Raw genomic sequence first — 24,774 nt, forward strand, 5'->3', positions numbered from 1 at the left:
CGGGAGCCGGCCTGTTGCGCTTCTGATGCTGCGTCAGTTTGCCTGAAGCGCCCGGTAAACGGCCGCGATCAGCTTGTGGTTCTCCGGGCCCGCGCCGTAGCGGGACGGGAAGCCGAAGCGGCGGCGGGTGTAGGCGTAGGCGAGGCCGCTGCCCGGGTCGGCGAAGCCGAGGGAGCCGGTGGCGCCGCTGTGGCCGAAGGCTTCGGGGCCCAACGGGCGGAACAGGGCGGTGAGTTCCTCGAAGCCGAGGCCAAAGACGTCCTCGTTGCCGGTGATCACGTCGGTGCCGTGGAACTGCGGGCGGGCGAATTCGGTGATGGTCTCCGGCTTCAACAGCTGGGCCCGGCCGTCCACTTCGCCGATCGCCGCCGAGTACATGCCCGCCACGCCGCGGGCGGTGCCGACGCCGCCGGACGAGGCCGGCCCGAGGGCCCGCACGGTGGGGTTGTTGGCGAAGTCCACCAGTTCCGTCTTGTGTGGCCCGTTCTGGTTGCCGGCGACGGCGAGGATGCTGTTCGGGTCGAGCTTGCGGGCCGCGAGCCGCTCGGCCTCCTCCGGCGTCGGCAGGTGCGGCAGCGTCTCGGCCCGGCGCGGCTCCAACTCCTCGGGCAGGCCGAGGTAGAGGTCCAGCCCGTACGGTGCGCGGATCCGCTCCTCGAAGATCTGCTGGATCGAGCGGCCGGTCACCCGCCGCACCACCTCGCCGGTCAGCGCGCCGATCACGAACGCGTGGTAGCCGTACGCCGATCCCGGCTCCCAGAACGGCCGTTGGGCCGCCAGCCGGGCCGCGACCACCCGGTCGTCGGCGATTTCCTCGTCGGTGAAGCCTCCGTCGGCCCCGGGCACGCCCGAGCGGTGCGCGAGCAGCTCGCGCAGCGTCAGCCGATCCTTGCCGTGCGCGCCGAACTCCGGCCAGTACGAGGACACTTCGCGGTCCAGGTCGAGCACGCCGTCCTGCACCAGCAGGGCGACGACCAGGTGCGCCGCGCCCTTCGAGATCGAGAACACGTTCATCAGCGTGTCCGGCTCCGTCCCGTCGCCGGACCACAGGTCGACCACCCGGTGCCCGTCGACGTGCACCACCAGCTGCGCCTCCGGAGAGGCGTTCATCTCGCCCAGCGCGGCGGCGAATTCGTCCCGCACGCCCTCGAAGCCCGCCGCCACCGTGCCCTGCACCGCACCGCCCTGGTACGCCATGGCCGTCTCCCCCGTCCACTTCGATCATCCGGCCGCATGTCGACCCGGAGTCCCCAACTACCGTTCCCCCACGAAGATTCCCGCTCCGGACGATCTTCTAGGATCACCTCCGTGACCAGCACTTTTCGCATCGAACGCCGCTTCGCCGACCGGCCGTTCGCCGAGGCCGGCGACCCTGCGGTGGCGGTGACGGACGAGCGCCGCGCCCTGCTCGCGGTGGCGGGCCTGGCCCGCCACGGGCGGCCGGCGCCGGTGGCGGTGTACCGCACCGGCGACCTGGCCTGCGTCGCCCTGCTGCGCTCCGGCTACCCCGTGCACGCGCTGGCGTTCCACCCCGAGCTGCCGCTGCTGGCGATCGGCACCGGCCGGTACGACGGCGGGCACTCCTTCGAGGGCGAGCTGCTCCTGCTGGATCTCGAATCCGGCGCGCACGTCTCGCTGTTCGAGGACTGGACGGGTCGCGAGGTGCTCGGCCTGGAGTGGCTGGACGGGCAGTCGCTGCGGCTGCTGCTCGCCCCGCCGGACGACTGGCAGGACCGCGCCGCGTGGCAGGACGGCCACCGCGCCGTACTGCACCGCCCCGACTGGCGCACCGTCGCCCCCGGGTCCGTCACGCCGGCCGAACTGGCCGGACCGCGTCTTCCCGTCCCCCGCCCGGACGGCGCCGAGGCGGCCCGCCGCCTGCTGGACGGCCTGCACGGCGGATGGGCGCCGCGCGGTCCGGTCAGCGCCGTCGAGGAACTCCCGGACGGGCGCCTGCTGGTGGCGCTGCCCGGGGTGCTGGAGTGCCGCACACCATCGGACGCCGTCGCCTGGTCGGCGGAACGGGTGGACCGCGCAGGCGAGTTCGCTGTCGCCCCCGAGCGGCAGTCGGTCTTCGTCCGCAGCGCCGAACCGTGGTCGGTCACCGAGCTCTCCCTCGCGGACGGCTCCCGGCTCGCGCAGTATCAACCCCGGCGCAACACCGGGCTGTTGGCGTGCGCGGACGGCCTCCCGGTGATCGCCCCGTTCTGGCACCGCGATCTGCGGATCCGGCACAGCCGCCTGGTGTACACCTCGCCGCACCCGCCCCGGCCCGCCCGGTGGGTTGCGACGGCCGACCCGTCGCGCCTGCCCGCCGCCGAACGGCCCTTCCGCACGGTCGGCCGGCTCGAACAGCGCTTCCCGCTGTCCTGGGACCCGACCGAAACCCACCTGCCCGGCCCCGGCGTCGAACTCCCCGACGGCGACCTGCTCCACGCCGGAACCGTCCACCACGGCCAGGGCCTGCAACCGGGCGGCTCCTTCGTGGTCCGCCGTGACCCGTCCGACGGCACGCCGCGCTGGGTCTTCCGCACCGACCGCCCAGCCCTCGCGCTGGACGCCGACTTCGACCGTGGAATCGCTCATGTCGCCTACGACGACGCCGAGTTGGTGACCCTCTCGGCCACCGACGGCACCGTCCTGCGACACGCCCCGCTCACCGTCGGCCGGGTCACGGCGGTCGCGACGGCACTCACCGTCCCCGGCCCCGGCCGCCTGCTGATCGGCACCGCGGACGGCCGCCTGCTCGCCTGCACCACCTGACGCGGGCCGGTCCGCCGCGCCGGCCTGTGCCATGATCGGCCCATGCCCGAACCCGTGATCCGCCCGCGACGTGACGACGATCTGCCTTTCTGCGTACGGGCGTTGGCCGGCGTGTACGAGTCGGACGGGTATCCGGCCTACTGGCCGACCGAACCGGAACACTGGCTGACGCCAACGGAGTTGCTCGGCGTGTGGGTCGCCGCCGACGGTCCGGAGGTGCTCGGCCACGTGGCCCTCACGCACAGCGGGCCCGTCCTGGCGGCGGCGGTCGGACTCCCGGAGGACCAACTCGCTGCCGTGGCACGGCTGTTCGTCGGGGTTCCGGCGCGGCGGGGTGGTCTGGCCGGCGCGCTGCTGGAACGGGCGGCGCAGGCGGCGATCGAGGGCGGGCGGCGGCCGGTGCTGGAGGTGGAGTCCGGCGCTGCGGGTGCGATCGCGCTGTACGAGCGGGCCGGCTGGCAGTTCGTCTCCACCGCCACCGCGAACTGGCTGACGCCCGCCGGGGAGCCCGCCGTGGTGCACACGTATCTCGGCCCGGCCTGACCCTCTCTCAGGACCTCCCGCCGCTCGTGGGACGATACGAAAATCGGTTCGCCTACCGGCCGCGATTCACGGGAGACTGCCTGGTCGCGATCGGCATGCCCGATCACCGCCGTCCCGAAGCCCAAGGTGCTGCCGCATGACCGTCCCCACCCCGCCCGACCGCCCCGAAACTGCTTCCGGGCCGGCGCCCGAAGCTGCTGCCGGGCCGGTGTCCGAGGCCACGCCCGCGCCCGTCTCGATGGCGAAGCCCGAGCCCGAGGCCGAGCCTGTCTCCGCGCCCGAGCCGGACGCCGAAGCCAAGCCCGAGCCCGTCTCCATGGCGAAGCCCGAGGCCGAGCCTGTCTCCGCGCCCGAGCCGGAGGCCAAGGCCAAGTCCGAGCTCGTTTCCATGGCAATGCCCGAGCCCGAGCCCGAGCCCGAGGCCGAGGCCGAGGCCGAGCCTGTCTCCACGCCCGAACCGGAGGCCAAGGCCAAGCCCGAGCTCGTCTCCATGGCGAAGCCTGAATCCGCGCCCGCGCCTGCGGCCACGGCCGAGCCCGCGCCCGCGCCCACGCCCGAGGCCATGCCCAAGTCCGCCTCCGAGGCCATGCCCGAGCCCGCCTCCGAGGCCATGGCCGAGCCCGCACCCCCGTCCGCAGACACCCCGCCATCCGCCAACCCGTGGGCCGCACCGAACCCCAACACGGCACCGCCCACGCCGTATCCGGCACCGACTCCGACTCCGGTCCCCGGCCCGCCCCAGGCCCCTGGCGCCACCGGCACGTACTGGCCGCCGTACGCGCCTCCGGCCCCGCAGCCGCGGAACGGCATGGGCGTGACGGCCCTGGTGCTCGGAATCGTCGGGCTCGTGCTCAGCCTGCCGCTGATCCTGTTCTGGCTCGCCTGGCTGCCCGCCCTGCTCGCGGTGATCTTCGGCTTCATCGGCCTGAGCCTGTCGCGCAAGGGCCTCGCCACCAACCGGGCGATGGCGCTCACCGGCACCATTCTCGGCCTCATCGGCGTGGTGGCCTCCCTCTGCGTCGGCGGACTCGCCATCGTCGCCGTGCAGGCCGGCGTCCGCGAGGAACACCGCCGCGTGCAGGAGCAGCGGCGCGACGACACCGAGCGGCAGCGCCTCGTGGACGAGCGGGCGAGGCAGCGCGCCACCGAGCAGGAGACGAAGGCCGCGGACGAGCGGGCCCGCCGCCTGTCGTTCGGCGGTTCCTACACGTACCCGGACGGCCTGAAGGTCACCATGTCCGAGCCGACCCTCGTCACTCCGAGCCGGAGCGGCGGCGCCCCGCTCCCGGAGGACGCGACGTTCGTCCAGGTCCGGGTCACCGTCGTCAACACCACCAACGCCCAGCTGTCGCTGTACGGTTCGGGCCTGCTGATCGTCAAGGACTCGCACGGCACTCTGCTCCACCCGCTGTACGGCGGCAGCCAGTACAAGGCTCTCCCGCAGAACCTCGACCCCGGCCAGGAGGCCACCGGGCAGGAGACGTACGGGCTGCCGAACGCCTCGGCCAACCCGTTCAGTCTCCAGTTCACCCACGGCACCCGGATGGAGCGCAAGGACGTCATCTGGACCGGCGCCCCGCCCCACTGACCCAGCCCGCCAACGGAGTTCACCCGCATGACCGCCATTCACGAGCTCGCCGCCCTCGGCGAGCCCGTCCTCGCCGTCGCCGACCCCGCCCGCCGGCTGCTCGCCGTGGCGTGCGCGGACAAGTACGGCAAGGCCCTGACGCTCGGCCTGTTCGAGACGGGCGAACGGGCCCGGCTGCTGCGCCGGATCAAGTGCGAGCACCACGTCAGCGCGCTGGCGTTCCACCCGAGCAGCCCGCTGCTCGCGGTGGGCCTCGGCGAGTACGACGGCGGCTACTTCTTCGTGGGCCAGCTACTCCTGGTGGGACTCTTCAACAACACCCGGCGGTCGATGTTCGCCCACTCCTGGGGCCGCCAGGTCATCACCGCCGAGTGGCTGGACGACACCCGGCTGCGCATGCACCTGGCCCCGCACGACGACGACAACGACGACGCCGCCCACCACGAGGCCCACGTGGTCGTCCTGGACCGCCCCGACTGGACGTCCGCCCTCGGCCGCACCATCCCCGACAAGCACCTCCAGGGCCCGCGCATCCCGTTCCCCCGCCCGGTCCACGACCCGTCCGACGCCCGCCAGTTGGCGACCCGCCTGCTCGACCCGCCGGTCCACAACCGCTGACAACCTGCTGCCCGCGGCGTGGCCTCAACAGCAGAGCTCGGCCACTGTGTCGTCGAACTCGGGGAACTCCAAGGCCGCTTCCTCGATCACCGCGGTGGGCGACTGCCGCCGCTCCCCGGCGAACTGCTCGGCGACAGCCAGCAGTTCGGGCCTCGGCCGGGCCGTCCACTCGCGGCGCCGCGACGGATCGACGGCCTCGCCCGGGCCGTACCCGCCGGCCAGCAGCCACAGGAACGCGCCCAAATCACGGGCCACGACGCCGGTTTCGCCCTCGGATCCGAGGAACACCACGGGCTGCTCCACGACCGGACGCCCCGGCCGAACCAGCCAGAACGCCGCGTACCCGCCGCTGCCGTCCTGGCCGAACACCCGGAACTCGTCACCGTCCAGTTCGGCGTTCCCGGTCCAGGCCCGGAACCAGGACGTGGTGTCGTCGGCGCACTCGAAAGCCGGGAACGGCTCGAAGTCGATCCCGCCGTCACCGTCGTAGTCGCAGTCGAGGACGAGTGCCAGCGCGGCAGCGAGAGCGGCGGGGAACTGTCGGTCATCGGTGTGGTTCACGTGGGCGAGGCTAGTACTCCAGTGTGACTCCGCGATCTTGATGATCACGCGGTGGCCGCTGCCGTTCCCACCGGCTCCGACCCGAGATCGCGAAGCCTGGAGCACTGAGCCGCCGGCAGTGGGCCGAGTTCGGCGGCCCACTCCGGGTCCGCGATTCCCACGCAGTAGGCGTGGGTGAAGCCGTCGGTGTCGTCGCGGACCCCACCGCCCGGCTCAGCCCGGAGCGCTCGGGCAATTTCCCGCACCACGGCCAGGTACAGGCGACGCTTCGACGTGCAACGCACGGGCCAACTGCGCTCCGCACGTTCGCCGTTGCAGATCCCGGCCTCGAACCACCCGGCCCCCTTGGAACCACCCGGCCCCCTTGATAGGGCCCGTCAGCTCACCCCGTCCGGCGGCATCAGCCGCAGCATCTCGGCCACCGGCAGCGCCGGATTCGCGGCGGCGCCCTGGACGGTCGCCGGGTCCGAGTCGTCCAGCAGGGGCAGGAGTTGGGCGAGCGGCAGCGCCGGATGGGCGGCGGCCTTGCGGCGGGCGCGTCGGTCGCGGAGGCAGGCGGTGAGGGTGGGGCCGTCGGCGGCGGGGTGGTCGGCCAGGGCACGCAGGGTGGCGACGTTGTGGTCGGCGCGGACGAGTTCGGCCAGCAGCGCCGTACTCGCGTCGGGGTTGGCCGCGATTCCGGCCCCGACGGCGCGGCCGTGGCGCCGAAGCATTGCTCTCAACTGCCCGTCGTCCAGGCCGGGGTGGGGCGCGACGGCGGCGGCGACCTTGGCCACGGCGTCGTCGGCGAGCCGGTCGCGGACGGGGGCGGGCAGGTCGCGGCGGAGTGCGGTCAGGCGGCGCAGTTCGGGGTTGGCGGAGCCGGCGAGCGCGTCCAGTTCGGCGGGCGTGGCGGCGGCGATCCGCGGCAGCAGCAGCGGACCGAGCCAGTCGGTGGCGCACAGCCGGCCCAGGACGTCCAACGGGAGCAGCGGGTGCTGGGCGGCGCTGCGTCGCACCTCCACGGACGGGTCCTCGGCGAGTTGCCGGAGCAGCTCCTCCCCGATCGCGGGGTTGCTCGCCAGCGGCTCCCGCACCCAGATCTCCGGAGCGGCGGCGAGCACGGCGTACGCGGACGCGGGGAGGTCGGTGCGCGAGGCGAGTTGCTCGCGCAGGAACGGCGACGGGGCGTCCAGGTACCGCATCACCTCGGCGACGGGCGCGGCCGGATTCCCGAGCGCGGTCCGCAGAATCGTGTGCCGCGCGTACTGGTGACTCCCGTCGCAGGCCGCCCCGCCGGGCAGGCTGCACTCCGGGTCCGGGCAGTCCGGCGGATGAACCCATGGGACGGCGTGGCGCACGCATACGTCACAACTGACCAGCGACGGACGGTCGTTGATCAGGTCGGCGAGGACGGCGGGCGGCACGTCCCGGTTGAAGCCGAGTTCCGCCCGGACGTGCTGCGACGGGTGCGCGGCCAGCAGCGCGGCGATCTCCGGGTCGTCCGTCTCCTCGGCGAGCGCGAGCGGGACGGCAGGATCGGAGTCGCCCGCCAGCCGCCGCGCCACCTCACGCGGCAGCGCCCGGCACCCGGCCAACTCCTCACGCAACTCGGCCCGTTCGACCAGCACGTGCGCCCATTCGACGGGCGCGAGCCCGGCCCGCAGCAGAGCGAGCGCGGCGACCGGCTGTTGCACCGGGTCGATCCGCTCCACAGCCAACTGCTCACTCTCAACGAGGCCCCCCGCGACCGCGACACCCCGCTCGGCAAGGATCACCACCTGACGCTCCGTCAGATCAGTGCGCTCCGCGAGCTCCAGCGACAGGTCCGGCTCGCCCATCGCCAACAGCCGGTCCACCGCCTCGACCGGCAGCAACGGATTCTCGGCCAGCCCGGCCCACACATGACGACGCATCCCGGCATCCTCCCCGAATCGCCCGCACCCCGCCGCGAATTACGCCCCGCCCCCGACCAAGCCACACCCCGCCGCGAATTACGCCCCGCCCCCGGCTAAGCCGCAGCCTGCCCGCCGCAAGCCGATCGTCCCGCCTCACCCGCCCCCGAACACCCCTGCCTGCCGCGGGATCTCCCGCACGAACACCACCCCGTCCAGCAACTCCAGCGCCTCCGGATCCAGCCCGAAGTACGTGTGATCAGCCGGAACCCCCCGCTTCACCCGACCGGCCGTCGCGGCGGCCAGCAGCCCGGGGTCCAGGACCGAACGGGCCTCGGGCAGGGTGGCGAGGTGGCCCTCGAGGGTCTCGGGGGCGGGGTGGTCGTCGGCGGCGCGGTGGCCGAAGGCAGTGGCGACGAAGGCGTAACCCTCGCCGAGGCGGGCGGCGAGGAGGGAACCGGCGCTCCAGCTGAGCAGGTAGTGGGTGCCGAGCGGGATGCGGGCGGCCTCGCGCTGGAGGTGGAGGTTGTGGGCGAAGACCAGTGTCGGACCGCGCCGCGCCTCGCGGCGTGTGATCGCTTCGAGGTTGTCGGCCATCATCAGCCCCCGTTGCCGCATCAGCGCGTTGAACCGGTCCGGCCCGGTGTCCGCCATCGCGGCGTGGAATCGCAGCAGCCCGCTCGCGGTCCGCGCGTCCAACTGCGCCCGCCAGTACGTCTCGGGGTCCGCCTCGGCCGCGAACTGCGGCCCGTGCGCTGCGAGCAGCGCCGCCAGATCGTCGGCGACCAGCCGTAGTTGCTCGGCCTCGGCCGTCCGCCCGACGGACCGCTCGGGCTCGAACGCCGCCGCCGGGTCGGTCCACCTCTCGTCCGGCCCGCACAGCCGCCGCAACTCGCCCTCCGACACCACGAGTTCGGCCGGAAGATGCGCGGCCAGGAAGTCGCGCAACCGGACCAGCGAGGGCCCGGGCGCCGCCGCTCCCGTCATCTCCAGCGGCCCGTCCGCGCCGTAGAACCGCAGCCGCTCCTCCCCATCCCCCAGCCCATCGTTGAACTCCCGCATCCAGCGCACCAGTTCAAGGTTCCCGGCGAACTCGCCGAAACCGTGGCTGAACCCCTCCCGCACCACGTCCGCAAGCTCGCCCTCCCCGCCGCCGCCCACGTAGGCGTCCACGGCGAGCGCCGCCAGACAGTCGCTCTCCACGGCGATCGACCGGTAGCCGTGTTCGGCGACCAGGTGCCGGAAGAGTTCGTTGCGGATGTCGAGGAACGCCTCGACGCCGTGGGTGGGTTCACCCAGTGCCAGCACCCGGGTGCCGGGCGGGATCAGGTCGGTGACGGCGGACGGGGAGAAGGGACGGGAAGCGTCCCGGAGCGAAGACCAGAGAGTCATGACTTCCACCGTATCCCTGAATTCTCGTTGTAAAGTTTTCTGCTCTCAGCCCGCGAATCCAGTAGAAAAGTTTCAAATCATGGCGCTGCGGCCGATCGATCTGGCCCGGGAGCACGGCCTGTCCACCCAGGCGGTGCGCAACTACGAGGAGGCGGGCATCCTGCCGCCCGCCGAGCGGTCCCCGTACGGGTACCGGCAGTACGGGGAGCGGCACGCCGTCGCGCTCCGCGCGTTCCTGGCCCTGCTGCCGGGGCACGGCCACCGCGCGGCCGGCGCCATCCTGTGCGCCGTCAACACCGGGGAGCCGGAGGAAGCGCTGCGGCTGATCGACGAGAGCCACGCCCTCCTCGCCGAGGACCGCCGCACCCTGGACGCGGTGCGCACCGCACTCGATCACCTGCCCCCGCGCCAACCGGCCGCCACCGAACCGGCCCAACCGGCCGTCGCCCAACCAACCGTCGCCCAACCGGCCGCCACCGAACCGGCCCGACCGGCCCAACCGGCCGTCGCCGAGAGCGAATTCACCCACATCGGCCCGCTCGCCCACCGCCTCGGCCTGCGCCCGGCCACGCTGCGCGAGTGGGAACGCGCGGGGCTGGTCACCCCGTCCCGCGACGCCCGCACGGGCTACCGGACGTACACGCCGGACCAGGTCCGCGAGCTGCTGATCGCCGAGCAACTCCGGCGCGGCGGCCACGGGTTGGCCCGGACGGCCGAGATCCTGCACCGCCTGCGCTCGGCGGGCCACCCGGATGCCGTCCGCCCCACCCTCGCCGCCTGGCAGGACCGTCTCACCGCCCGCGGCCGCGCCCTGCTCTCGGGCGCGGCCGCCCTGAGCCTCTACCTCAACCACCCACAAGAACCCCAGATCTGACGGTTCGTCACCACACCGCCGGACATGGTCAGCGGCACGGCAGTACCGGCGAACTCATCGGCCGGCGCGGTCAGCGGGTCGAGCGCGAAGGCGGTGAGGTCGGCGCGCAGCCCGGGCACGATGCGGCCGGTGCGGTCGAACTCGCCTGCGGCGCGGGCCGCATGGGTGGTGTAGCCCTCCAGCGCCATCAGCGGGGTGAGCGCCTGGCGGGGGGCGACGGGCGCGGTGTCGGTGCCGACGTGGCGGCGCAGCTGCGCGTAGGCGAGGACGCCGCGCGGGTCGTGGTGGGCGATGGGCCAGTCGGAGCCGAGGGCGAGGGTCGCGCCGCTGTCGCGCAGGGTGCGGCAGATCCAGGCGCGTTCGGCGCGTTCGACGCCGAGGCGGGTGGACCAGGCGTCGGTGTGGTCGGCCCGGGTGTACGCGGAGTGGGTGGGCTGCATGGACGCGGGGACGCCCAACTCGACGAAGCGCAGCGCCTGTTCGTCGCTGAGCGTCTCGATGTGCTCGATCCGGTGCCGGCCCCGGGCGGTGTACGGCAGTGCGGCGATGGTGTCGAGGACGTGCCGCACGCCCGCGTCGCCGATCGCGTGGGTCGCGGTGCGCACCCCGTAGGCGTCCAACTGCCGGACCACGTCGGTGTATTCGGCGGAGTCGAGCCAGAGCGCGGCGGTGCCCTCGCCGTGGCAGTCGGGGCGTTCCATCCAGGCGGAGCCGCCTTCGACGGTGCCGTCCATGAACAGCTTCACCCCGCCGACCAGCCAGTTGCGGCCGGACTCGCCTTGCAGGTCGGCGAGTTGGCGCAGGTCGGCGGCGCTCGCGCCGGGCATGCACCAGGGGGCGATGCGCAGCCGCAGCGGCAGGGGGCGGTCGGACTCGATGGCGCGGACCAGTTCGAGGATGTCGCCGCCGGCCCGTCCCGCGCCGACACCGCCTTCGAACTGGCCCTCGCCGCCCTCCTCACCCGGGCCCGCACCCTGAGCCCCTGCTCCCCTGCTCCCCTGCTCCCCTGAGCCCTCGGACTCTTCCCGGCGAACCGTCGACTCAATCTGTCCGATCCCTCCAAATTCGCCGGACGCGAATCAGTCCCGTCCAGTACCCCAACTCCCCATCCCCCCTTGGCAGAGTGGCCATCACCGAACGACCCGGCCGACCGCCGGGGCGGAACTTGTTGTGCCCTCACTACAAAGGGAGCTGCACCGTGCGCATGGAATCCGACAGCGCCACCGACCCCGTTCTGGTTACCGGCCTGGGCGCCACCACCCCGCTCGGCGGCACCGCCCCCGCCACCTGGCAGGCCATGCTGGAGGGCCGCAACGGCATCCGGGCCATCGAGCGGGAGTGGACGGCCGAGATGCCGATCCGGATCGCCGGGCAGCTCGCCGTCGAACCGTCCGAGGTGCTCGACCGCATCGAGGCTCGACGCCTCGACCGCAGCGAGCAGTTGGCGCTGATCGCGGCCCGCGAGGCCTGGGCGGACGCGGGCCGGCCCGAGGTGGACGGGGAACGCCTGGCGGTGGTGATCGGCACCGGCACCGGCGGCGCGGTCACCATGCTGGAGCAGGACGACGTGCTGGAGCGCTCCGGCGTCCGCAAGGTCTCGCCGCACACCGTGCCGATGCTGATGGCCAACGGTCCGGCCGCCTGGGTGTCGATCGACCTCGGTGCCAAGGCCGGCGCCCACACCCCCGTCAGCGCCTGCGCGTCCGGCGCGGAGGCCGTCGCACTCGGCCTGGACCTGATCCGCCTCGGCCGCGCCGACGTGGTGATCGCCGGCGGCACCGAGGCCTGCCTGCACCCCCTCCCGCTGGCCGGCTTCGCCCAGGCCCGCGCACACTCCCTGCGCAACGACGACCCGGCCCACGCCTCCCGCCCCTTCGACCTCGACCGGGACGGCTTCGTCATCGGCGAGGGCGCGGCCGTCCTGATCCTGGAACGCGCCTCACTCCGCCCCGGCCGACACGCCTACGCCACCCTCGCCGGCGCCGCCGTCACCTCCGACGCCCACCACATCACCGCCGGCCACCCCGACGGCCAGAGCCGCGCCATCCGCCGCGCCCTCGCCGAGGCCCGCATCGCCCCGGATCAGATCGGCATGGTGCACGCCCACGCCACCTCCACCCCCAAGGGCGACCTCACCGAAGCCGAAACCCTGGCCCGCGTCTTCGGCCCCCACCGCCCCGCCGTCACCGCCACCAAGTCCATGACCGGCCACCTCTTCGGCGCGGCCGGCGCCCTCGCCGCCCTCGCCACCGCCCGCTCCCTCCACACCCAACTCGTCCCGCCCATCCGGAACTTGACCACCCCCGACCCCGCCGCCGACCTCGACCTGGTCACCACCACCGCCCGCCCCGTCACCACCGCCGCCGCCCTCACCAACGCCTTCGGCTTCGGCGGCCACAACGCGAGCCTGATCTTCACCACGGCCTGACGCGTCATCAGGCAGGCGCCCAGCCCGCCTCCGTCCGCCCCGCCGCGTCCAGCGCCTCCGCCAGCACCTTCAACTCCCTTGCCCGCAGCACCCGTTCGGTCGGCGGCAGCGGGACGTGCAGCGGCGTCAGCCACCCCTCGGGGATCGCTCCCTCGCCGTACACGGCACCTGCGAGGGCCCCGGTGACGGCGGCGGTGGTGTCGGTGTCGCCGCCGAGGTCGATGACGGCTCGCAGTGCGGCCGGGAAGGCGGCGGTGGTGCGCAGCGCCCAGACGGCCGACCCCAGGCAGGGCCAGACCGCGCCGTTGCTCTCGGTGGCGAGGGCGGGGTGCCAGTCCTCGGCGAGGACTCCCGCCCAGCGTTCACGATGCTCGGCCCGGACGGCGGCCAGCGTCAACGGCAGTGCAGCGAGCGGGTCTTCGCCGTCGAGCGCGCGGCGCAGCATCTCGTGCAGGATCGCGGTGCCTTCCCAGGCCGCGCCGTCGCCGTGGGTGAGGGCGGTGATCCGGCGCGCGGCGTCCATGGTGGCGTCACGGCCCAGCGGGGCGAACCGGACGGCGGCGGTGACGGCGCGCATCAGGGCGCCGTTGCCGGCGGCCCGGCCCTCGGTCTGGAAGTGGATCTGCGCGGCGAGGTCCCAGGGCAGGCCATTGCCGAGAACGCATTCGGTGAGGATGCCGATGTCCTTGGGGTCTGCGGCGGCCCATGCCCGGAACCGCTCGAAGATCCCCGGCAGGTCCAGGCCGCCCGCGTCGAGCAGCGCTTCGCCGAGGTGGACGGCCATCTGCGTGTCGTCGGTGGCCTCGCCCGGGTCCCAGCCGCCGCCTCCGCACATCGATGCGGTGTACGGAAAACGCTTTCCCTCCCCATCCGGGAAACGCGCTCCGAACGCCCCGGCGGGCCCGAACTCGAACGGCGCCCCCAGAGCGTCACCGACCGCCGACCCGAGAACCGCCCCGACCACCCTGTCCCGCCGCCGCATGCTGCCGTCCCCTCCCCCGCCGTCACCGTCCGGTGACCCTCGCCCCCTCCGATAGCCTGGGGGCACGATGAACAACTCTTTCACCACCGCCTGGGGCACCTTCGAGCTGGCCCGATTCCCGGAGAACCCGCGCGAGCAGCTGCGCGCCTGGGACGCCGCCGACGAGTACCTGCTGCGGTACCTGAAGGAGGGGCCGGAGAACGGCGGCCCGGTGCCGCTGGACGGCGCGGTGGTGGTGCTGGGCGACCGCTGGGGCGGCGTCTCCACGGCACTCGCCGCGACGGCCGGAACGCTGACGGCGATCACCGACTCGTACCTGTCCGGCCGGGCGATCACCGCGAACCTGACCCGCAACGGCCTGGACCCGGCGCTGGTGGACGTCCGCACCACCCAGGACGCACCCCCGTCCCGCATCGACGTCCTGCTCGTCCGGGTGCCCAAGAGCCTGGCGCTGCTGGAGGACCAGCTGCACCGCCTGGCACCCTCCCTGCACGAGGGCACCGTGGTGGTCGGCACCGGAATGGTGACCGAGATCCACACCTCCACCCTCCAGCTGTTCGAACGGATCCTCGGCCCGACCCGCACCTCGCTGGCGGTCCGCAAGGCCCGCCTGATCCACACCACCCCGCAGCCGGAGCTTGCTCGCCCGGCCAACCCGTGGCCGCTGCGCTACAACCTGCCGGACGGCATCGGCGTGCTCTCGGGCCGCCAAGTCGCCAACCAGGCAGGCGTGTTCTGCGCGGACCGCCTCGACATCGGCACCCGGTTCTTCCTCCAGCACCTGCCCGACCTGCAGGACGCCCGCCGGGTCGTCGACCTCGGCTGCGGCAACGGCATCGTCGGCACCGCGGCCGCACTGACCGCCCCGCACGCCGAACTCCTCTTCGTGGACGAGTCGTTCCAGGCGGTGGCATCCGCCGAGGAGACCTTCCGCACCGCCCTCGGCCCGGACGCCCGCGCCGAATTCCTGGTCGGCGACGCCCTCGCGGACATCCCCGACGCCTCGGTGGACGTCGTCCTACTGAACCCGCCGTTCCACTCCCACCAGGCCACCACGGACGCCATCGCCTGGCGGATGTTCACCGGCGCCCGCCGGGTGCTGCGCCCGGGCGGCGAGCTGCGCGTGGTCGGCAACCGCCACCTGGGCTACCACGTCAAGCTCCGCAAGCTGTTCGGCAACTGCCGTACGGTGGCGGGCAGTCCGAAGTTCACCATCCTTAGCGCAACCCGCCGCTAGGACCCGAAACGCCCCCGCCCGAACGCCCTCGCCCGCGCCCGCCCCCGCCCCCGCCGGGAGCCCGGGCAGGGCTGACCTCCCACCCGTCCGGGCCGTGCTCTAGGGTGAGCGCCGATTCGCCGTGGATCATCGCCGTGGACGCCCCGCGGCCGAGCACCACCGCCCAGGGGAGGCCCGTTCATGGACGCCGCAGAACCCGCCCCGGGAGCCCCCGCTCCCGAGGCGCCGTCACCGACCTGCTTCCGGCACGCCGACCGCGAGTCGCACGTCCGCTGCACCCGCTGCGACCGCCACGTCTGCCCGGACTGCCGACGCGACGCCGCGGTCGGCTACCAGTGCGTGGAATGCGTCAAGTCCGGCCACCAGAGCGTCCGCCAGGCCCGCACCGCGTTCGGCGGCCGGATCACCTCCCGGCCCTACGCCACCATCGTGCTGATCGCGCTCAACCTCGCCGCGTACGTCCTCGAACTGGTCCGCCCGGAGACCATCCAGCGGTTCGGCATGCTCGGCTCGGCGCTGATGCTCCGCAACCCGGGCGAGGACCCCACCGACATATCGGCGTTCTACCAGGCCGGCGTGGCCCACGGCGAGTGGTACCGGCTCCTCACCGGCGCCTTCCTGCACCTCTCGCCGACCGCGGACTCCTCCTTCGGCCCGTTCGCGATCGCCCACATCGTCTTCAACATGTACTGGCTCTGGTCACTCGGCTCGGTCATCGAGGACCGCCTCGGCGCCCTCCGCTTCACCGCCCTGTACCTGCTCTCCGCCCTCGGCGGCGACGTCCTGGTCTACCTGATCGCCCCCAACAGCCTCGCCATCGGCGCCTCCGGCGCGATCTTCGGCCTGGCCGGCGGCTACTGGATCCTCAGCCGCCGCCAGGGCTACGACCCCCTCGGCGGCAACCAGATGCTGATCACCATGGTGATCTGGATGGCCGTCTCCGCGAGCTTCACCTCCTGGCAGGGCCACCTCGGCGGCCTCCTCACCGGCCTCGCCTCCGGCGCCGCCATCGCCTACGCCCCCCGCCACCAGCGCGGCGTGGTCCAACTCGTCCTGCTGACCGTCGTCCTGCTCGTCCTCGTCTTCGCCGCCATCGCCAACACCTACCAGCTGCTTACGACCTGACGCCCCGTCAGATTTGCTGCCGCCGAGGTACAACCCGGCGGCGGCACCCCGTCAACCCACCTCCCGCGCCGCCTCCCCGAGCAGCGCCGCCGCCTCCCACAGCCGCTGCTCCGCAACTCCCGCATACCCCAACGCAATTGCCGGCCGCCCGGGCCCCAGCCGCCCCGGCGCGACCGTCGCCACCCGCACCCCGCGCCGCAGCGCGGCACCCGCCACCGCACCCTCCTCCACGCCGTCCGGCAGATCCGCGTACAGGTGCAACCCGGCCGCGACGCCCCGCAGTTCGGCCTGCGGAAGGTGCTGCCTCAGCGCGGCCGCCAAGGCATCCCGGCGGGCCCGGTAGCGGGGGCGGACGGAGCGCAGGTGACGGTCGTAGCCGCCGCTCTCCAGCAGGGCGGCGAAAGCGAGTTGGTCGATCGCACCGGTCCCGAGATCCGCGTACCGCTTGGCGTCCGCGAACTCCTCCACCAGGTACTCCGGCAGCACCGCCCAACCGAGCCGCAGCCCGGGCGCCAAGGTCTTGCTGAGCGAACCCAGATACACCGTCCGCTCCGGCGCCAACCCCTGGACGGCGCCCAGCGGTTCACGGTCGTAGCGGAACTCCGCGTCGTAGTCGTCCTCGATCACCAGCCCGCCGGCCCGCGCCCACGCGGCGAGTTCACTCCGCCGACGCGCCGACAGCACCACCCCGGTCGGGTACTGGTGCGCCGGGGTGACCAGCACCGCGTCCGCACCACTGGACGCCAACTCCCGCACCACCAAACCCTCTTGGTCCACCCGCACGCCCACCGGCCGCGCCCCGTGCGCCCGCAGCAACTCCAGCGTGCCGGGCGAACCGGGATCCTCCACCGCGATCCGCCGCCGCCCGCCGGCGGCCAGCACCTGCAACAGCAGCGCCAGCCCCTGCCCCACCCCGCTCACCACCGCCACCCGCTCCGGCCGCGCCACCACCGCCCGCACCCGGCCCAGGTACGCCGCCAACTCCCCACGCAGCTGCGGAAGTCCGGCCGGATCCGAGTACCCCAGCTCACTGTTCGCCGCCCCCAGCAACGCCCGCCGCACCGCCGCCGCCCACGCCGCCCGCGGAAACACCCCGAGATCGGGCGTCCCGGGCTTCAGGTCGAACCGCAGCTCGACCGGCGCCGCCCGCTCCACCCACCCCGGCCCGGCCGCCGCCACCCCCGCCGCGACCCGCGTCCCCGACCCGCGCCGCCCCACCAGGTAACCCTCCGCCGCGAGTTGCTCGTACGCCTCCACCACCACCCCCCGCGACACCCCCAACTCCGCCGCCAGCACCCGACTCGCCGGCAACCGCTCCCCCGCCCCCAACCGCCCGTCCCGCACCGCCGCCCGCAACCCCCGCGTCAACCGCCCCGCCAGATCCCCCGCCCCCTCCCCCCACTCGACCAACAACTCCCGCACCCCACCGGAAGACGCCCCCGACCCCACCAGATAACCCATACCCGCCATCATGCGGCAGGCCCCAAGTCTGCTGGCGATCAACGGGGCTCGAAAAGGCCCCGAAGTTTCTGGTCCCCGTCTCCGACCCGCGCCAAAGTGGTCCTCTCCACCAGCCCACAGGTGGCCCTGGGAACCAGACCACCCCGCCCCTAGCGTCACAACCATGCCCACCACCACCGCCCCAGCCGCAACACCCCCGCACACCGCGCACACCGCAAGCTCGCGACTGCCGGGTTCCCTCCAAGCTGCCGCCGCCATGACCCTCCTCGGCTGCTCCACCGGCGTCACCGCCGCCCTCTCCTCGTACCCGCTCGCCGCCGGCCAGGCCCTCCGCTACGCCCTCGCCGCCGCCGTCCTCCTCCCTCTCGCCCGCCGCCAGGGCCGCCTCACCAGCGGGCTGACGGCACGCGAACTGGCGCTCCTCCTCGCTCTCGCCGCCACCGGCCTCTTCGCCTTCAACCTCCTGATGGTCACCGCGTTGCGCCACACCGACCCGGCAGTGGTCGGCAGCATCGTCGGCTGCACCCCGCTGCTGCTGGGCGTCCTAGGACCGCTCCTCGCCCGCCGCCGCCCCGCCGCCCGGCTGCTCGCGGCGGCCGCCCTGGTGGTGGTCGGTGCGGCTCTCACCCAGGGTTTCGGCTCCGGCGACACCGTCGGACTGCTCTGCGCCACCGGCACCTTGCTCTGCGAGGCCGCGTTCTCCCTCCTCGCCGTTCCGCTCCTGCCCCGTCTCGGACCGGTACGCGTCTCGGCGTACACCGTCGCCCTCGCAGTCCCGCTGTTCGCCGCGACGGCCGCCCTCTCCCCCACCTCCCCGCGTCTACCGACCGGGACCGAGCTGCTCGCCTTCCTCTACCTGTCGCTGCTGATGACGTGCGTCGCCTTCCTGCTCTGGTACTCGGCCCTGACCCGGCTCACCCCGGAGCACGCCGGCCTGTTCGGCGGCCTGATCCCGCTCACGGCCACCCTCTCGGGCGCCGTCCTCACCGCCACCGCCCCCACTCCGCTCCAACTGCTCGGCGCCACCCTGGTCACCGCCGCACTCCTCCTCGGCCCACCCCGCCCCACAAAGCACTCGCCCACCACAAAGCACTCGCCCACCACCCAGCACCCGGCCCCCGAGCACCCAACTCCCTGACCCGCCACCCGAAACCGAAACCCCACTCGTCCGGACGGCAGCCGCTGTCACACCCCGAGGGCTCTGCGTAGGGTGGGCCGCGATGACACTCGACCGCCGCAGTGTTCTGCGTTCCTCCGCCCGGCTGGCTGCTCTCACCGCCACCGTCGGCCTCACCGCCACGTGCAGCGCCGGCACCGACGGAAACCGCAACGGAGCCGCCTCCGTCGCGGCCCGCCCGCAGCCCTCCCACCTCGCGGAGGACCCGAGCCCGTCCCCGTCCCCGTCCCCGTCCGCCGACCCCGAGACCGAAGAGGCCCCCACCCTCCCCCCGCTGGCTCCGGACACCCCGCAGGAAGTGGTCACGGGGCCGCACAGCCGCCCGCAGCTCGCCCTGACGTTCCACGGGCAGGGCGACCCGGCGGTCGCGACGGCGCTGCTGACGGCGGCCGAGCAGCGCGGGGCGCGGCTGACCGTCCTGGTGGTGGGCAGTTGGCTGGACGAGCAGCCGCAGATGGCGCAGCGGATCCTCGACGGCGGCCACGAACTGGGCAACCACACCCAGAACCACCTGGACATATCCGCGATGCGCCCGGACCAGGCCCGCGACGAGATAGCCCAGTGCGCCGAGCGCCTGCAGCGCCTGACGGGGTCGATAGGCCGCTGGTTCCGGCCGTCCGCGGCGCAGTACGCGACGCAGATGGTGAAGGACCAGGCGCAGCAGGTCGGCTACCAGCACATACTGTCCTTCGACATCGACCCGCTGGACTACACCGACCCGGGCTCGGACATCGTCACCCAGCGCGTTCTGAAGTCGGCGGCGGCCGGTTCGGTGGTCGCCCTGCACATGGGCCACCAGGGCACCGTGACGGCTCTGCCCGCCATCCTCGACGGACTCGACGCCAAGGGCCTGCACGCGGTGACAGCCTCCGAACTCTGCTCGTAGCAGACGCCCCCAAAAGCACCGGGCCTCAACTCCCGCTCCCCGCCCGTGCGATGCTCACCCCATGCGCTATCTCTTCCTCGGCGCCGGCGCGGTCGGCGGCACCATCGGCGGACGTCTGCACCAGAGCGGCCGCGACGTGGTCCTGGTCGCCCGCGGCCCGCACCTCACCGCCCTGCGCAAGGACGGCCTGCGCCTGACCACCCCGGACGGCACGCACCACCTGCCCGTCCCGGCGATCGGCGGGCCGGACGAGATCGACCTGATGCCGGACGACGTACTGGTGCTGGCGGTGAAGACCCAGCATTCGACGGAGCTGCTCGACCAGTGGGCGCCCCGCCCGGTCGCCGGCGGCGGCACGGCGGGCGAGCGCCTGCCGCTGGTGTGCGCGCAGAACGGGGTGGAGAACGAACGGATCGCGCTGCGCCGCTTCGCCCGGGTGTACGGGATGTGCGTGTGGCTGCCGTCCACGCACCTGGAGCCGGGCCGGGTCTCGGCGGCGGGCTCGCCGCGCTCGGGCATGCTGCACCTGGGCCGCTACCCGCAGGGAACCGACGGCCTCGCCGACCGGATCGCCGCCGATCTCACCGCCTCGTTCTTCGACGCGCCGGTGACCGACCGGGTGATGGAGTGGAAGTACGCGAAGCTGCTGGGCAATCTCGGCAACGCACTGGAGGCGGTGGCCGGACCGATCGACGGCGACCTGCGCGAGCAGGTGTGGCAGCGCGTCCAGGCGGAGGGCCGGGCGGTGCTGGCGGCCGCCGGGATCACCCACCCGTCCTCGGACGAACAGCGGGCCACCCGCGCCGACCGCGTGACGCTGGTGCCGCTCAACGGCGAGCAGCGCGGCGGCGGCTCCTCCTGGCAGAGCCTGATGCGCGGCACCGGCGACATCGAGGCGGACTGGCTGAACGGCGAGATCGTCCTGCTCGGCCGCCTGCACAACATCCCGACCCCGGTCAACGCGGCCCTCCAGCGGCTCGCCGGCGCCTTCGCCCGAGAGGGCCGCCCGGCCGGCTCACTCCCGGACGCCGACCTGGCCGCACTCCTCCTCTAAAACGTCCTCCTCTGAAACGCTCAGCACACCGTCACGCCATCGGATCATCGGGCCCGTACGGCCGCAGCCGCAGCGTCCGCGCGTCCGCCTCCCGCATCGCCTCGGCGGACGCGACCAGCGTCTCCAGGTTGTCCCGCCCGGCGTGCAGGAAGCGTCCGTGCAGCGCGTCGAAGCGCCCGCGGGCGGCGTCCACCGTGACGGCCACCATGTAGGGAATGGAGCCCCACTCGCTCCGGTCCCGGAACATCGGCATGTCAGCGGTCATGTCCGTCCGGACGGCGCCGGGGCTGATGTCCAGCACCACGATGCCGTGCTGCCCGACCGAGTCGGCGATGTTGTCGGACAGTTGCAGCAGCGCGCCCTTGGAGGTGGCGTAGGCGGTGTAGTTGCCGTCGGGGCGCAGCGCGAATCCGCTGTTGAGGTTGACGACCCGGCCGCGGCCGCGTTCCACCATGCCGGGCAGGACGTGGCGCAGCAGGTTGTAGGGGCCGCGCAGGTTGGTCTCGACGACCTGCCACCACTGCGCGGGGTCGGTCTCCCAGATCGGCACTTCGGCGCCGTCGACCTGCCCGGCGTTGTTGACCAGCAGGTCGACGGGGCCGAGGTCGCGTTCGACGGCGCGGACGGCTTCGCGGACGGCGCCGGGGTGGCTGACATCGGCGACGACGGCGACGCCGCGCGATCCGTGCCGGACGCACTCCTTGAGCGTGGCGATCAGCGTCTCCTGGGTGCGGCCGATCAAGCCGACGGCCATGCCCTCGGCGGCGAGGCCGATGGCGATCTCCCGTCCGATGCCGCGCCCGGCACCAGTGACCAGCCCGACCTGCCCGGCAAGTGATCCGGTTCCCATCTGCCTGCTCCCTCCTACGGCTGAACGTTCGCATTCTGGTGCCCGACCGCGAAGCGCGAACGGGCGCACCGCCGATGCTCACCCGTTCGGAAGAGCGAAGCCGGGCACAGGTCCGGGGTGAACGAGCGTTAAGCCAGGTAGTACCGTCGTCCGGGCGGACTCGCCGGGCCCCGACCGGGGCGCGGTGGCCGTGACACCACCGGCTGGGTGACCCCCAGCTCCACGTGAAGGGCATCTGAGTGAGTGACATCGCGCGTGTCGGAGTAGTCGGCTGCGGCCTCATGGGGTCGGGCATCGCCGAGGTCTTCGCCCGTTCGGGCCTGGACGTGCTGGTCTCGGAGGCCAGTGGCGAGGCGCTGGAGCTGGGCCGGACCCGGCTGACCAACTCCCTGGAGACCGCGGTTCGGCGCGGCAAGCTGACCGAGGAGCAGCGCGACGAGGCGCTGTCGCGGCTGGCATTCACCACCGAGCTGGCGGACTTCCACGACCGGGACCTGGTGGTCGAGGCGGTCGCGGAGCGCGAGGACATCAAGATCAAGATCTTCCAGACGCTGGACCAGGTGGTGAGCCGCCGGGACGCGATCCTGGCTTCGAACACCTCCTCGATCCCGATCGTGAAGCTTGCTGCGGCGACCAGCCGCCCCGAGCAGGTGATCGGCCTGCACTTCTTCAACCCGGCGCCGGTGCAGAAGCTGGTCGAGGTCATCCCGACGCTGACCACCTCGGCGGAGACCACCACCCGGGCCGAGCAGTTCGCCGTCGAGGCGCTCGGCAAGGAGCCGATCCGCGCCCGCGACCGGGCCGGTTTCGTGGTCAACGCGCTGCTGGTGCCGTACCTGCTGTCCGCGGTGCGGATGTTCGAGTCCGGCGTGGCCACGGCGGCGGACATCGACAAGGGCATGGAGGCCGGCTGCGCCCACCCGATGGGCCCGCTGCGCCTGTGCGACCTGATCGGCCTGGACACCATCGTCTCGATCGCCGAGTCGATGTACGACGAATACAAGGAGCCGCTGTACGCGGCCCCGCCGCTGCTGTCGCGGATGGTGGACGCGGGCCTGCTGGGCCGCAAGTCCGGCCGCGGCTTCTACGACTACACCGCATAACTCCGACCGCCCCCTTCGGCCGCCCCTTCTGCGAACCGGCAGGGGCGGCCGAAGGCGTTTCAGTGCGCGGCTCAGGGCGTGGCGTAGCGGGCGATGTCCACGACCCGGCAGCTGACCGGGCCTTTCGGGTCCGCGGTTCCCTGGGCCTGCTCGACGGCGTCCTGCGCGGGGGCGAGGGAGCTGGCGGCGGCGACGCCCTCGGTGATCTGGCGGCCGGCGTTGTCCAGGAAGGCGATCTGCACCACGTAGTTGCTGATGGTGGCGGTGTGATTGGTGATCCGGACGGTGGCGGCGGGCCAGTGCAGTTCGTCGTCGACGGCGCAGGCGGTCAGCTCGACGTCGCCGGTGCCCCGGTCGATCTCGTAAGCGAGTCCGGGCCCGCCACGGGCCGGTGCGCAGCCGCTCGCCGCGAGAACGACGGCCAGGCAGGTGGCGGTGACGGTCGCTCGGATGCGCATGGCTCCCCCTCGGAAACGGGCGCGGGTCGAGGCCGACGCTACCGACCGGCCGGGGCACGGCGTCCCAGTTGTGTCCGAGTTGTAATAACCATGCGCATTAAGTGTGTTGACGAACCATCGACAACACCATCGACAGCACCCGACGGCCCGGCCCCCGCAGCACCGCACGGAAGCCGGGCCGTCAACAGCCGCCCCTACGACCCGATCAGCTGTTGATCTGGTACGAGTCGCCGTACACCTTCCACTTCAGCGGCGGGTTGAGGTCGAAGTTCTTGGCGTTCAGGAACACCCGCTGCTCGGTGTCGACCCGGCTGGTGTCGGCGTGCGCCTCCTCCTGCTTCATGATCACCTTGCGGACGTCCAGGAAGGCGTTCAGGTAGGTCGCCTCGTCGCCGCCCTGGGCGGGCGTCTTGGCCTTCTTCATGGCTGCGGCGCGGATCCCGCCGAAGGAGTCGGAGCTGCTGCCGGGGCCGTGCATCACGATGGCGTCGTAGTAGATGAACTGGCCGAGCGCCCGCAGCCCGTCGGACTTGGCCTGCTTCACCGAGGGGTTGAAGTACACCCGGTCGCGCTCGTCGTTCTGCGCGGTCTGGAAGACGGTGTCCTTGGCGGCGGTCTTCCAGTCGTTGACGAAGGCGGTGCCGAGGCCGGAGTGCGAGGAGCTGCCGTTGACCTTCTTCAGCGCGGGCAGGTACTTCGCCAGCACGTTGCCGGCCTTCAGGTCGGTGTAGTGCTGCACCAGTTCCAGCATGTCGCCGGTGCCGGAGCAGAAGCCGATGATCCCGGCGGTGTAGCCGCGGCCGTCGCCGATGTCCTCGATGTACTGGTACTGGGCCTTCCAGTCCAACGAGGAGTTCTCCGCCGAGGAGACCAGCTGCATGGCGATCTCCTTCTTGTGCGCGTCGTCCAGCCCCACGGACGCCGCGGCGGCGGTGCCCGCCCCGGCGGTGGCCAGGGTGAGCGGGATGGCGGCGAACAGGACCGCGAGGGCGGCGCGGGTGGTGCGGTGCTTGGTCTGCATCTGACGCATCTGACACTCCGTCGGCCGGCTGCGGGCATGGGAGGACCCACAGGAGAGGGTTAGGAAAGTTTCCTAACAGGGATTGAAGCGTCCACCTCGCAGCCCCGCAAGACGTCCGACAGCATCTGACGGGTACTCGCCAAAGAATGCGGCGGAAAACCGCTCGCCACCGTCGGCAAGCACCGCCATGCTGGCCCGAATGATGATCCGCGACGCCAACTCCGAGGACTGGCCGGCCATCTGGCCGTTCTTCCACCGCATCGTCCGCGCCGGCGAGACGTTCACCTACCCGGTCGACCTCACCGCCGACACCGCCCGCGACTGGTGGATGCTGACCGCGCCGAACCGCACCGTCGTCGCCGTCGACGACGACGGCACGGTCCTCGGCACCGCCAAGATGAACAACAACCAGTGGGGCAACGGCGCGCACATCGCCAGCGCCAGCTTCATGGTCGACCCCGACCACGCCGGCCGCGGCACCGGCCGCGCCCTGTGCGAGCACACCCTCGACTGGGCCCGCCAACAGGGCTACCGCGCCATGCAGTTCAACGCCGTCGTCGCCAGCAACGCCCCCGCCGTGCACCTGTACGAGTCACTCGGGTTCACCGTCCTCGGCACCGTCCCCGAGGGCTTCCGCCACCCCACCCTCGGCCTCGTCGGCCTGCACATCATGCACCGCCCGCTCTAGAAGGCTGATGAAGATCTTGGTTTGATCCGGGCCGTGCCGTCAGGTGGCGGTCTGGATCTGCCAGGTGGTGCCGTTGTGGGCGAGTCCGAGG

The 24,774-nt window shown here is 72.9% G+C and carries 22 protein-coding genes and 1 pseudogene; 13 read left to right on the plus strand and 10 right to left on the minus strand.

The window, feature by feature from the left end:
- Positions 1 to 33: 33 nt before the first annotated feature.
- A complete protein-coding gene (locus ACFYST_RS35835) occupies positions 34 to 1,197 on the minus strand; it encodes a serine hydrolase domain-containing protein (protein WP_387868581.1) in 1,164 nt (387 codons plus the stop codon).
- A 111-nt stretch (positions 1,198 to 1,308) separates the two neighbouring features.
- On the opposite strand from ACFYST_RS35835, the gene ACFYST_RS35840 reads away from it, so the two are divergent.
- From ACFYST_RS35840 to ACFYST_RS35855, 4 genes are all read left to right on the plus strand, one after another.
- Entirely contained in the window at positions 1,309 to 2,763 is a 1,455-nt protein-coding gene (locus ACFYST_RS35840; protein ID WP_387868584.1) for a hypothetical protein, read from the plus strand.
- Between the two features lie 42 nt (positions 2,764 to 2,805).
- Positions 2,806 to 3,306: a GNAT family N-acetyltransferase gene (locus ACFYST_RS35845; RefSeq protein WP_387868586.1), complete on the plus strand. Its 501-nt coding sequence runs from the start codon at positions 2,806 to 2,808 to the stop codon at positions 3,304 to 3,306.
- A gap of 136 nt (positions 3,307 to 3,442) precedes the next feature.
- Complete coding sequence (locus ACFYST_RS35850; protein ID WP_387868588.1) at positions 3,443 to 4,894, plus strand: hypothetical protein; 1,452 nt, start codon at positions 3,443 to 3,445, stop codon at positions 4,892 to 4,894.
- Positions 4,895 to 4,921: 27 nt separating this feature from the next.
- A complete protein-coding gene (locus ACFYST_RS35855; RefSeq protein WP_387868590.1) occupies positions 4,922 to 5,512 on the plus strand; it encodes a hypothetical protein in 591 nt (196 codons plus the stop codon).
- A gap of 24 nt (positions 5,513 to 5,536) precedes the next feature.
- Here ACFYST_RS35855 and ACFYST_RS35860 read toward each other — a convergent pair whose 3' ends face one another.
- The 3 genes from ACFYST_RS35860 to ACFYST_RS35870 all read right to left on the minus strand — a co-directional run bounded on the left by ACFYST_RS35860 (position 5,537) and on the right by ACFYST_RS35870 (position 9,339).
- Complete coding sequence (locus ACFYST_RS35860) at positions 5,537 to 6,073, minus strand: SMI1/KNR4 family protein (RefSeq protein WP_387868592.1); 537 nt, start codon at positions 6,071 to 6,073, stop codon at positions 5,537 to 5,539.
- 377 nt (positions 6,074 to 6,450) lie between these two features.
- Complete coding sequence (locus ACFYST_RS35865) at positions 6,451 to 7,968, minus strand: hypothetical protein (protein WP_387868594.1); 1,518 nt, start codon at positions 7,966 to 7,968, stop codon at positions 6,451 to 6,453.
- 135 nt (positions 7,969 to 8,103) lie between these two features.
- Positions 8,104 to 9,339 carry an erythromycin esterase family protein gene (locus ACFYST_RS35870; RefSeq protein ID WP_387868596.1) on the minus strand — a complete coding sequence of 412 codons (1,236 nt, stop codon included), beginning with the start codon at positions 9,337 to 9,339 and terminating at the stop codon, positions 8,104 to 8,106.
- A 79-nt stretch (positions 9,340 to 9,418) separates the two neighbouring features.
- On the opposite strand from ACFYST_RS35870, the gene ACFYST_RS35875 reads away from it, so the two are divergent.
- Positions 9,419 to 10,213: a MerR family transcriptional regulator gene (locus ACFYST_RS35875; RefSeq protein ID WP_387868598.1), complete on the plus strand. Its 795-nt coding sequence runs from the start codon at positions 9,419 to 9,421 to the stop codon at positions 10,211 to 10,213.
- Here ACFYST_RS35875 and ACFYST_RS35880 read toward each other — a convergent pair.
- A pseudogene (locus tag ACFYST_RS35880) lies at positions 10,180 to 11,118 on the minus strand (amidohydrolase); the annotation flags it as partial. The gene ACFYST_RS35875 and the pseudogene ACFYST_RS35880 overlap by 34 nt on opposite strands.
- Positions 11,119 to 11,417: 299 nt before the next feature.
- Between ACFYST_RS35880 and ACFYST_RS35885 the strand changes: the two are divergent.
- Complete coding sequence (locus ACFYST_RS35885; protein ID WP_387868617.1) at positions 11,418 to 12,641, plus strand: beta-ketoacyl-[acyl-carrier-protein] synthase family protein; 1,224 nt, start codon at positions 11,418 to 11,420, stop codon at positions 12,639 to 12,641.
- Positions 12,642 to 12,648: 7 nt separating this feature from the next.
- Here the strand turns inward: ACFYST_RS35885 and ACFYST_RS35890 are convergent, their stop codons facing one another.
- Complete coding sequence (locus ACFYST_RS35890; protein WP_387868600.1) at positions 12,649 to 13,623, minus strand: ADP-ribosylglycohydrolase family protein; 975 nt, start codon at positions 13,621 to 13,623, stop codon at positions 12,649 to 12,651.
- A 67-nt stretch (positions 13,624 to 13,690) separates the two neighbouring features.
- On the opposite strand from ACFYST_RS35890, the gene ACFYST_RS35895 reads away from it, so the two are divergent.
- Both ACFYST_RS35895 and ACFYST_RS35900 read left to right on the plus strand, forming a co-directional pair.
- Positions 13,691 to 14,860: a methyltransferase gene (locus tag ACFYST_RS35895; protein ID WP_387868603.1), complete on the plus strand. Its 1,170-nt coding sequence runs from the start codon at positions 13,691 to 13,693 to the stop codon at positions 14,858 to 14,860.
- A gap of 180 nt (positions 14,861 to 15,040) precedes the next feature.
- Entirely contained in the window at positions 15,041 to 15,985 is a 945-nt protein-coding gene (locus ACFYST_RS35900; RefSeq protein ID WP_387868605.1) for a rhomboid family intramembrane serine protease, read from the plus strand.
- A gap of 51 nt (positions 15,986 to 16,036) precedes the next feature.
- On the opposite strand, the gene ACFYST_RS35905 is transcribed toward ACFYST_RS35900, so the two are convergent.
- Positions 16,037 to 17,446 carry a PLP-dependent aminotransferase family protein gene (locus ACFYST_RS35905; RefSeq protein WP_387868606.1) on the minus strand — a complete coding sequence of 470 codons (1,410 nt, stop codon included), beginning with the start codon at positions 17,444 to 17,446 and terminating at the stop codon, positions 16,037 to 16,039.
- A gap of 163 nt (positions 17,447 to 17,609) precedes the next feature.
- Between ACFYST_RS35905 and ACFYST_RS35910 the strand changes: the two genes are divergently transcribed.
- The 3 genes from ACFYST_RS35910 (at position 17,610) to ACFYST_RS35920 (ending at position 20,563) form a co-directional block, all read left to right on the plus strand.
- On the plus strand, positions 17,610 to 18,584 hold the full coding sequence (locus ACFYST_RS35910; RefSeq protein ID WP_387868609.1) for an EamA family transporter: 975 nt from the start codon (positions 17,610 to 17,612) through the stop codon (positions 18,582 to 18,584).
- 82 nt (positions 18,585 to 18,666) lie between these two features.
- Entirely contained in the window at positions 18,667 to 19,509 is an 843-nt protein-coding gene (locus tag ACFYST_RS35915) for a polysaccharide deacetylase family protein (RefSeq protein WP_387643000.1), read from the plus strand.
- A gap of 61 nt (positions 19,510 to 19,570) precedes the next feature.
- Positions 19,571 to 20,563 (plus strand): ketopantoate reductase family protein, encoded by a 993-nt coding sequence (locus ACFYST_RS35920; RefSeq protein WP_387868612.1) that lies wholly within the window; start codon positions 19,571 to 19,573, stop codon positions 20,561 to 20,563.
- Between the two features lie 31 nt (positions 20,564 to 20,594).
- Here ACFYST_RS35920 and ACFYST_RS35925 read toward each other — a convergent pair whose 3' ends face one another.
- A complete protein-coding gene (locus tag ACFYST_RS35925) occupies positions 20,595 to 21,413 on the minus strand; it encodes an SDR family NAD(P)-dependent oxidoreductase (protein ID WP_387868614.1) in 819 nt (272 codons plus the stop codon).
- A 239-nt stretch (positions 21,414 to 21,652) separates the two neighbouring features.
- Here ACFYST_RS35925 and ACFYST_RS35930 point away from each other — a divergent pair, with 239 nt between their 5' ends.
- Entirely contained in the window at positions 21,653 to 22,516 is an 864-nt protein-coding gene (locus ACFYST_RS35930) for a 3-hydroxybutyryl-CoA dehydrogenase (protein WP_387643003.1), read from the plus strand.
- Positions 22,517 to 22,587: 71 nt separating this feature from the next.
- Here the strand turns inward: ACFYST_RS35930 and ACFYST_RS35935 are convergent, their stop codons facing one another.
- Both ACFYST_RS35935 and ACFYST_RS35940 read right to left on the minus strand, forming a co-directional pair.
- Positions 22,588 to 22,974: a hypothetical protein gene (locus ACFYST_RS35935; RefSeq protein WP_387643004.1), complete on the minus strand. Its 387-nt coding sequence runs from the start codon at positions 22,972 to 22,974 to the stop codon at positions 22,588 to 22,590.
- Positions 22,975 to 23,179: 205 nt separating this feature from the next.
- Positions 23,180 to 24,004, minus strand: coding sequence for a chitosanase (locus ACFYST_RS35940; RefSeq protein WP_387643005.1), 825 nt, complete (start codon positions 24,002 to 24,004; stop codon positions 23,180 to 23,182).
- A gap of 190 nt (positions 24,005 to 24,194) precedes the next feature.
- On the opposite strand from ACFYST_RS35940, the gene ACFYST_RS35945 reads away from it, so the two are divergent.
- Positions 24,195 to 24,683 carry a GNAT family N-acetyltransferase gene (locus ACFYST_RS35945; RefSeq protein WP_387643006.1) on the plus strand — a complete coding sequence of 163 codons (489 nt, stop codon included), beginning with the start codon at positions 24,195 to 24,197 and terminating at the stop codon, positions 24,681 to 24,683.
- Positions 24,684 to 24,774: the final 91 nt, after the last annotated feature.

It is taken from the genome of Kitasatospora sp. NPDC004614 (assembly GCF_042873675.1).
In the GTDB taxonomy this organism is placed as follows: domain Bacteria; phylum Actinomycetota; class Actinomycetes; order Streptomycetales; family Streptomycetaceae; genus Kitasatospora.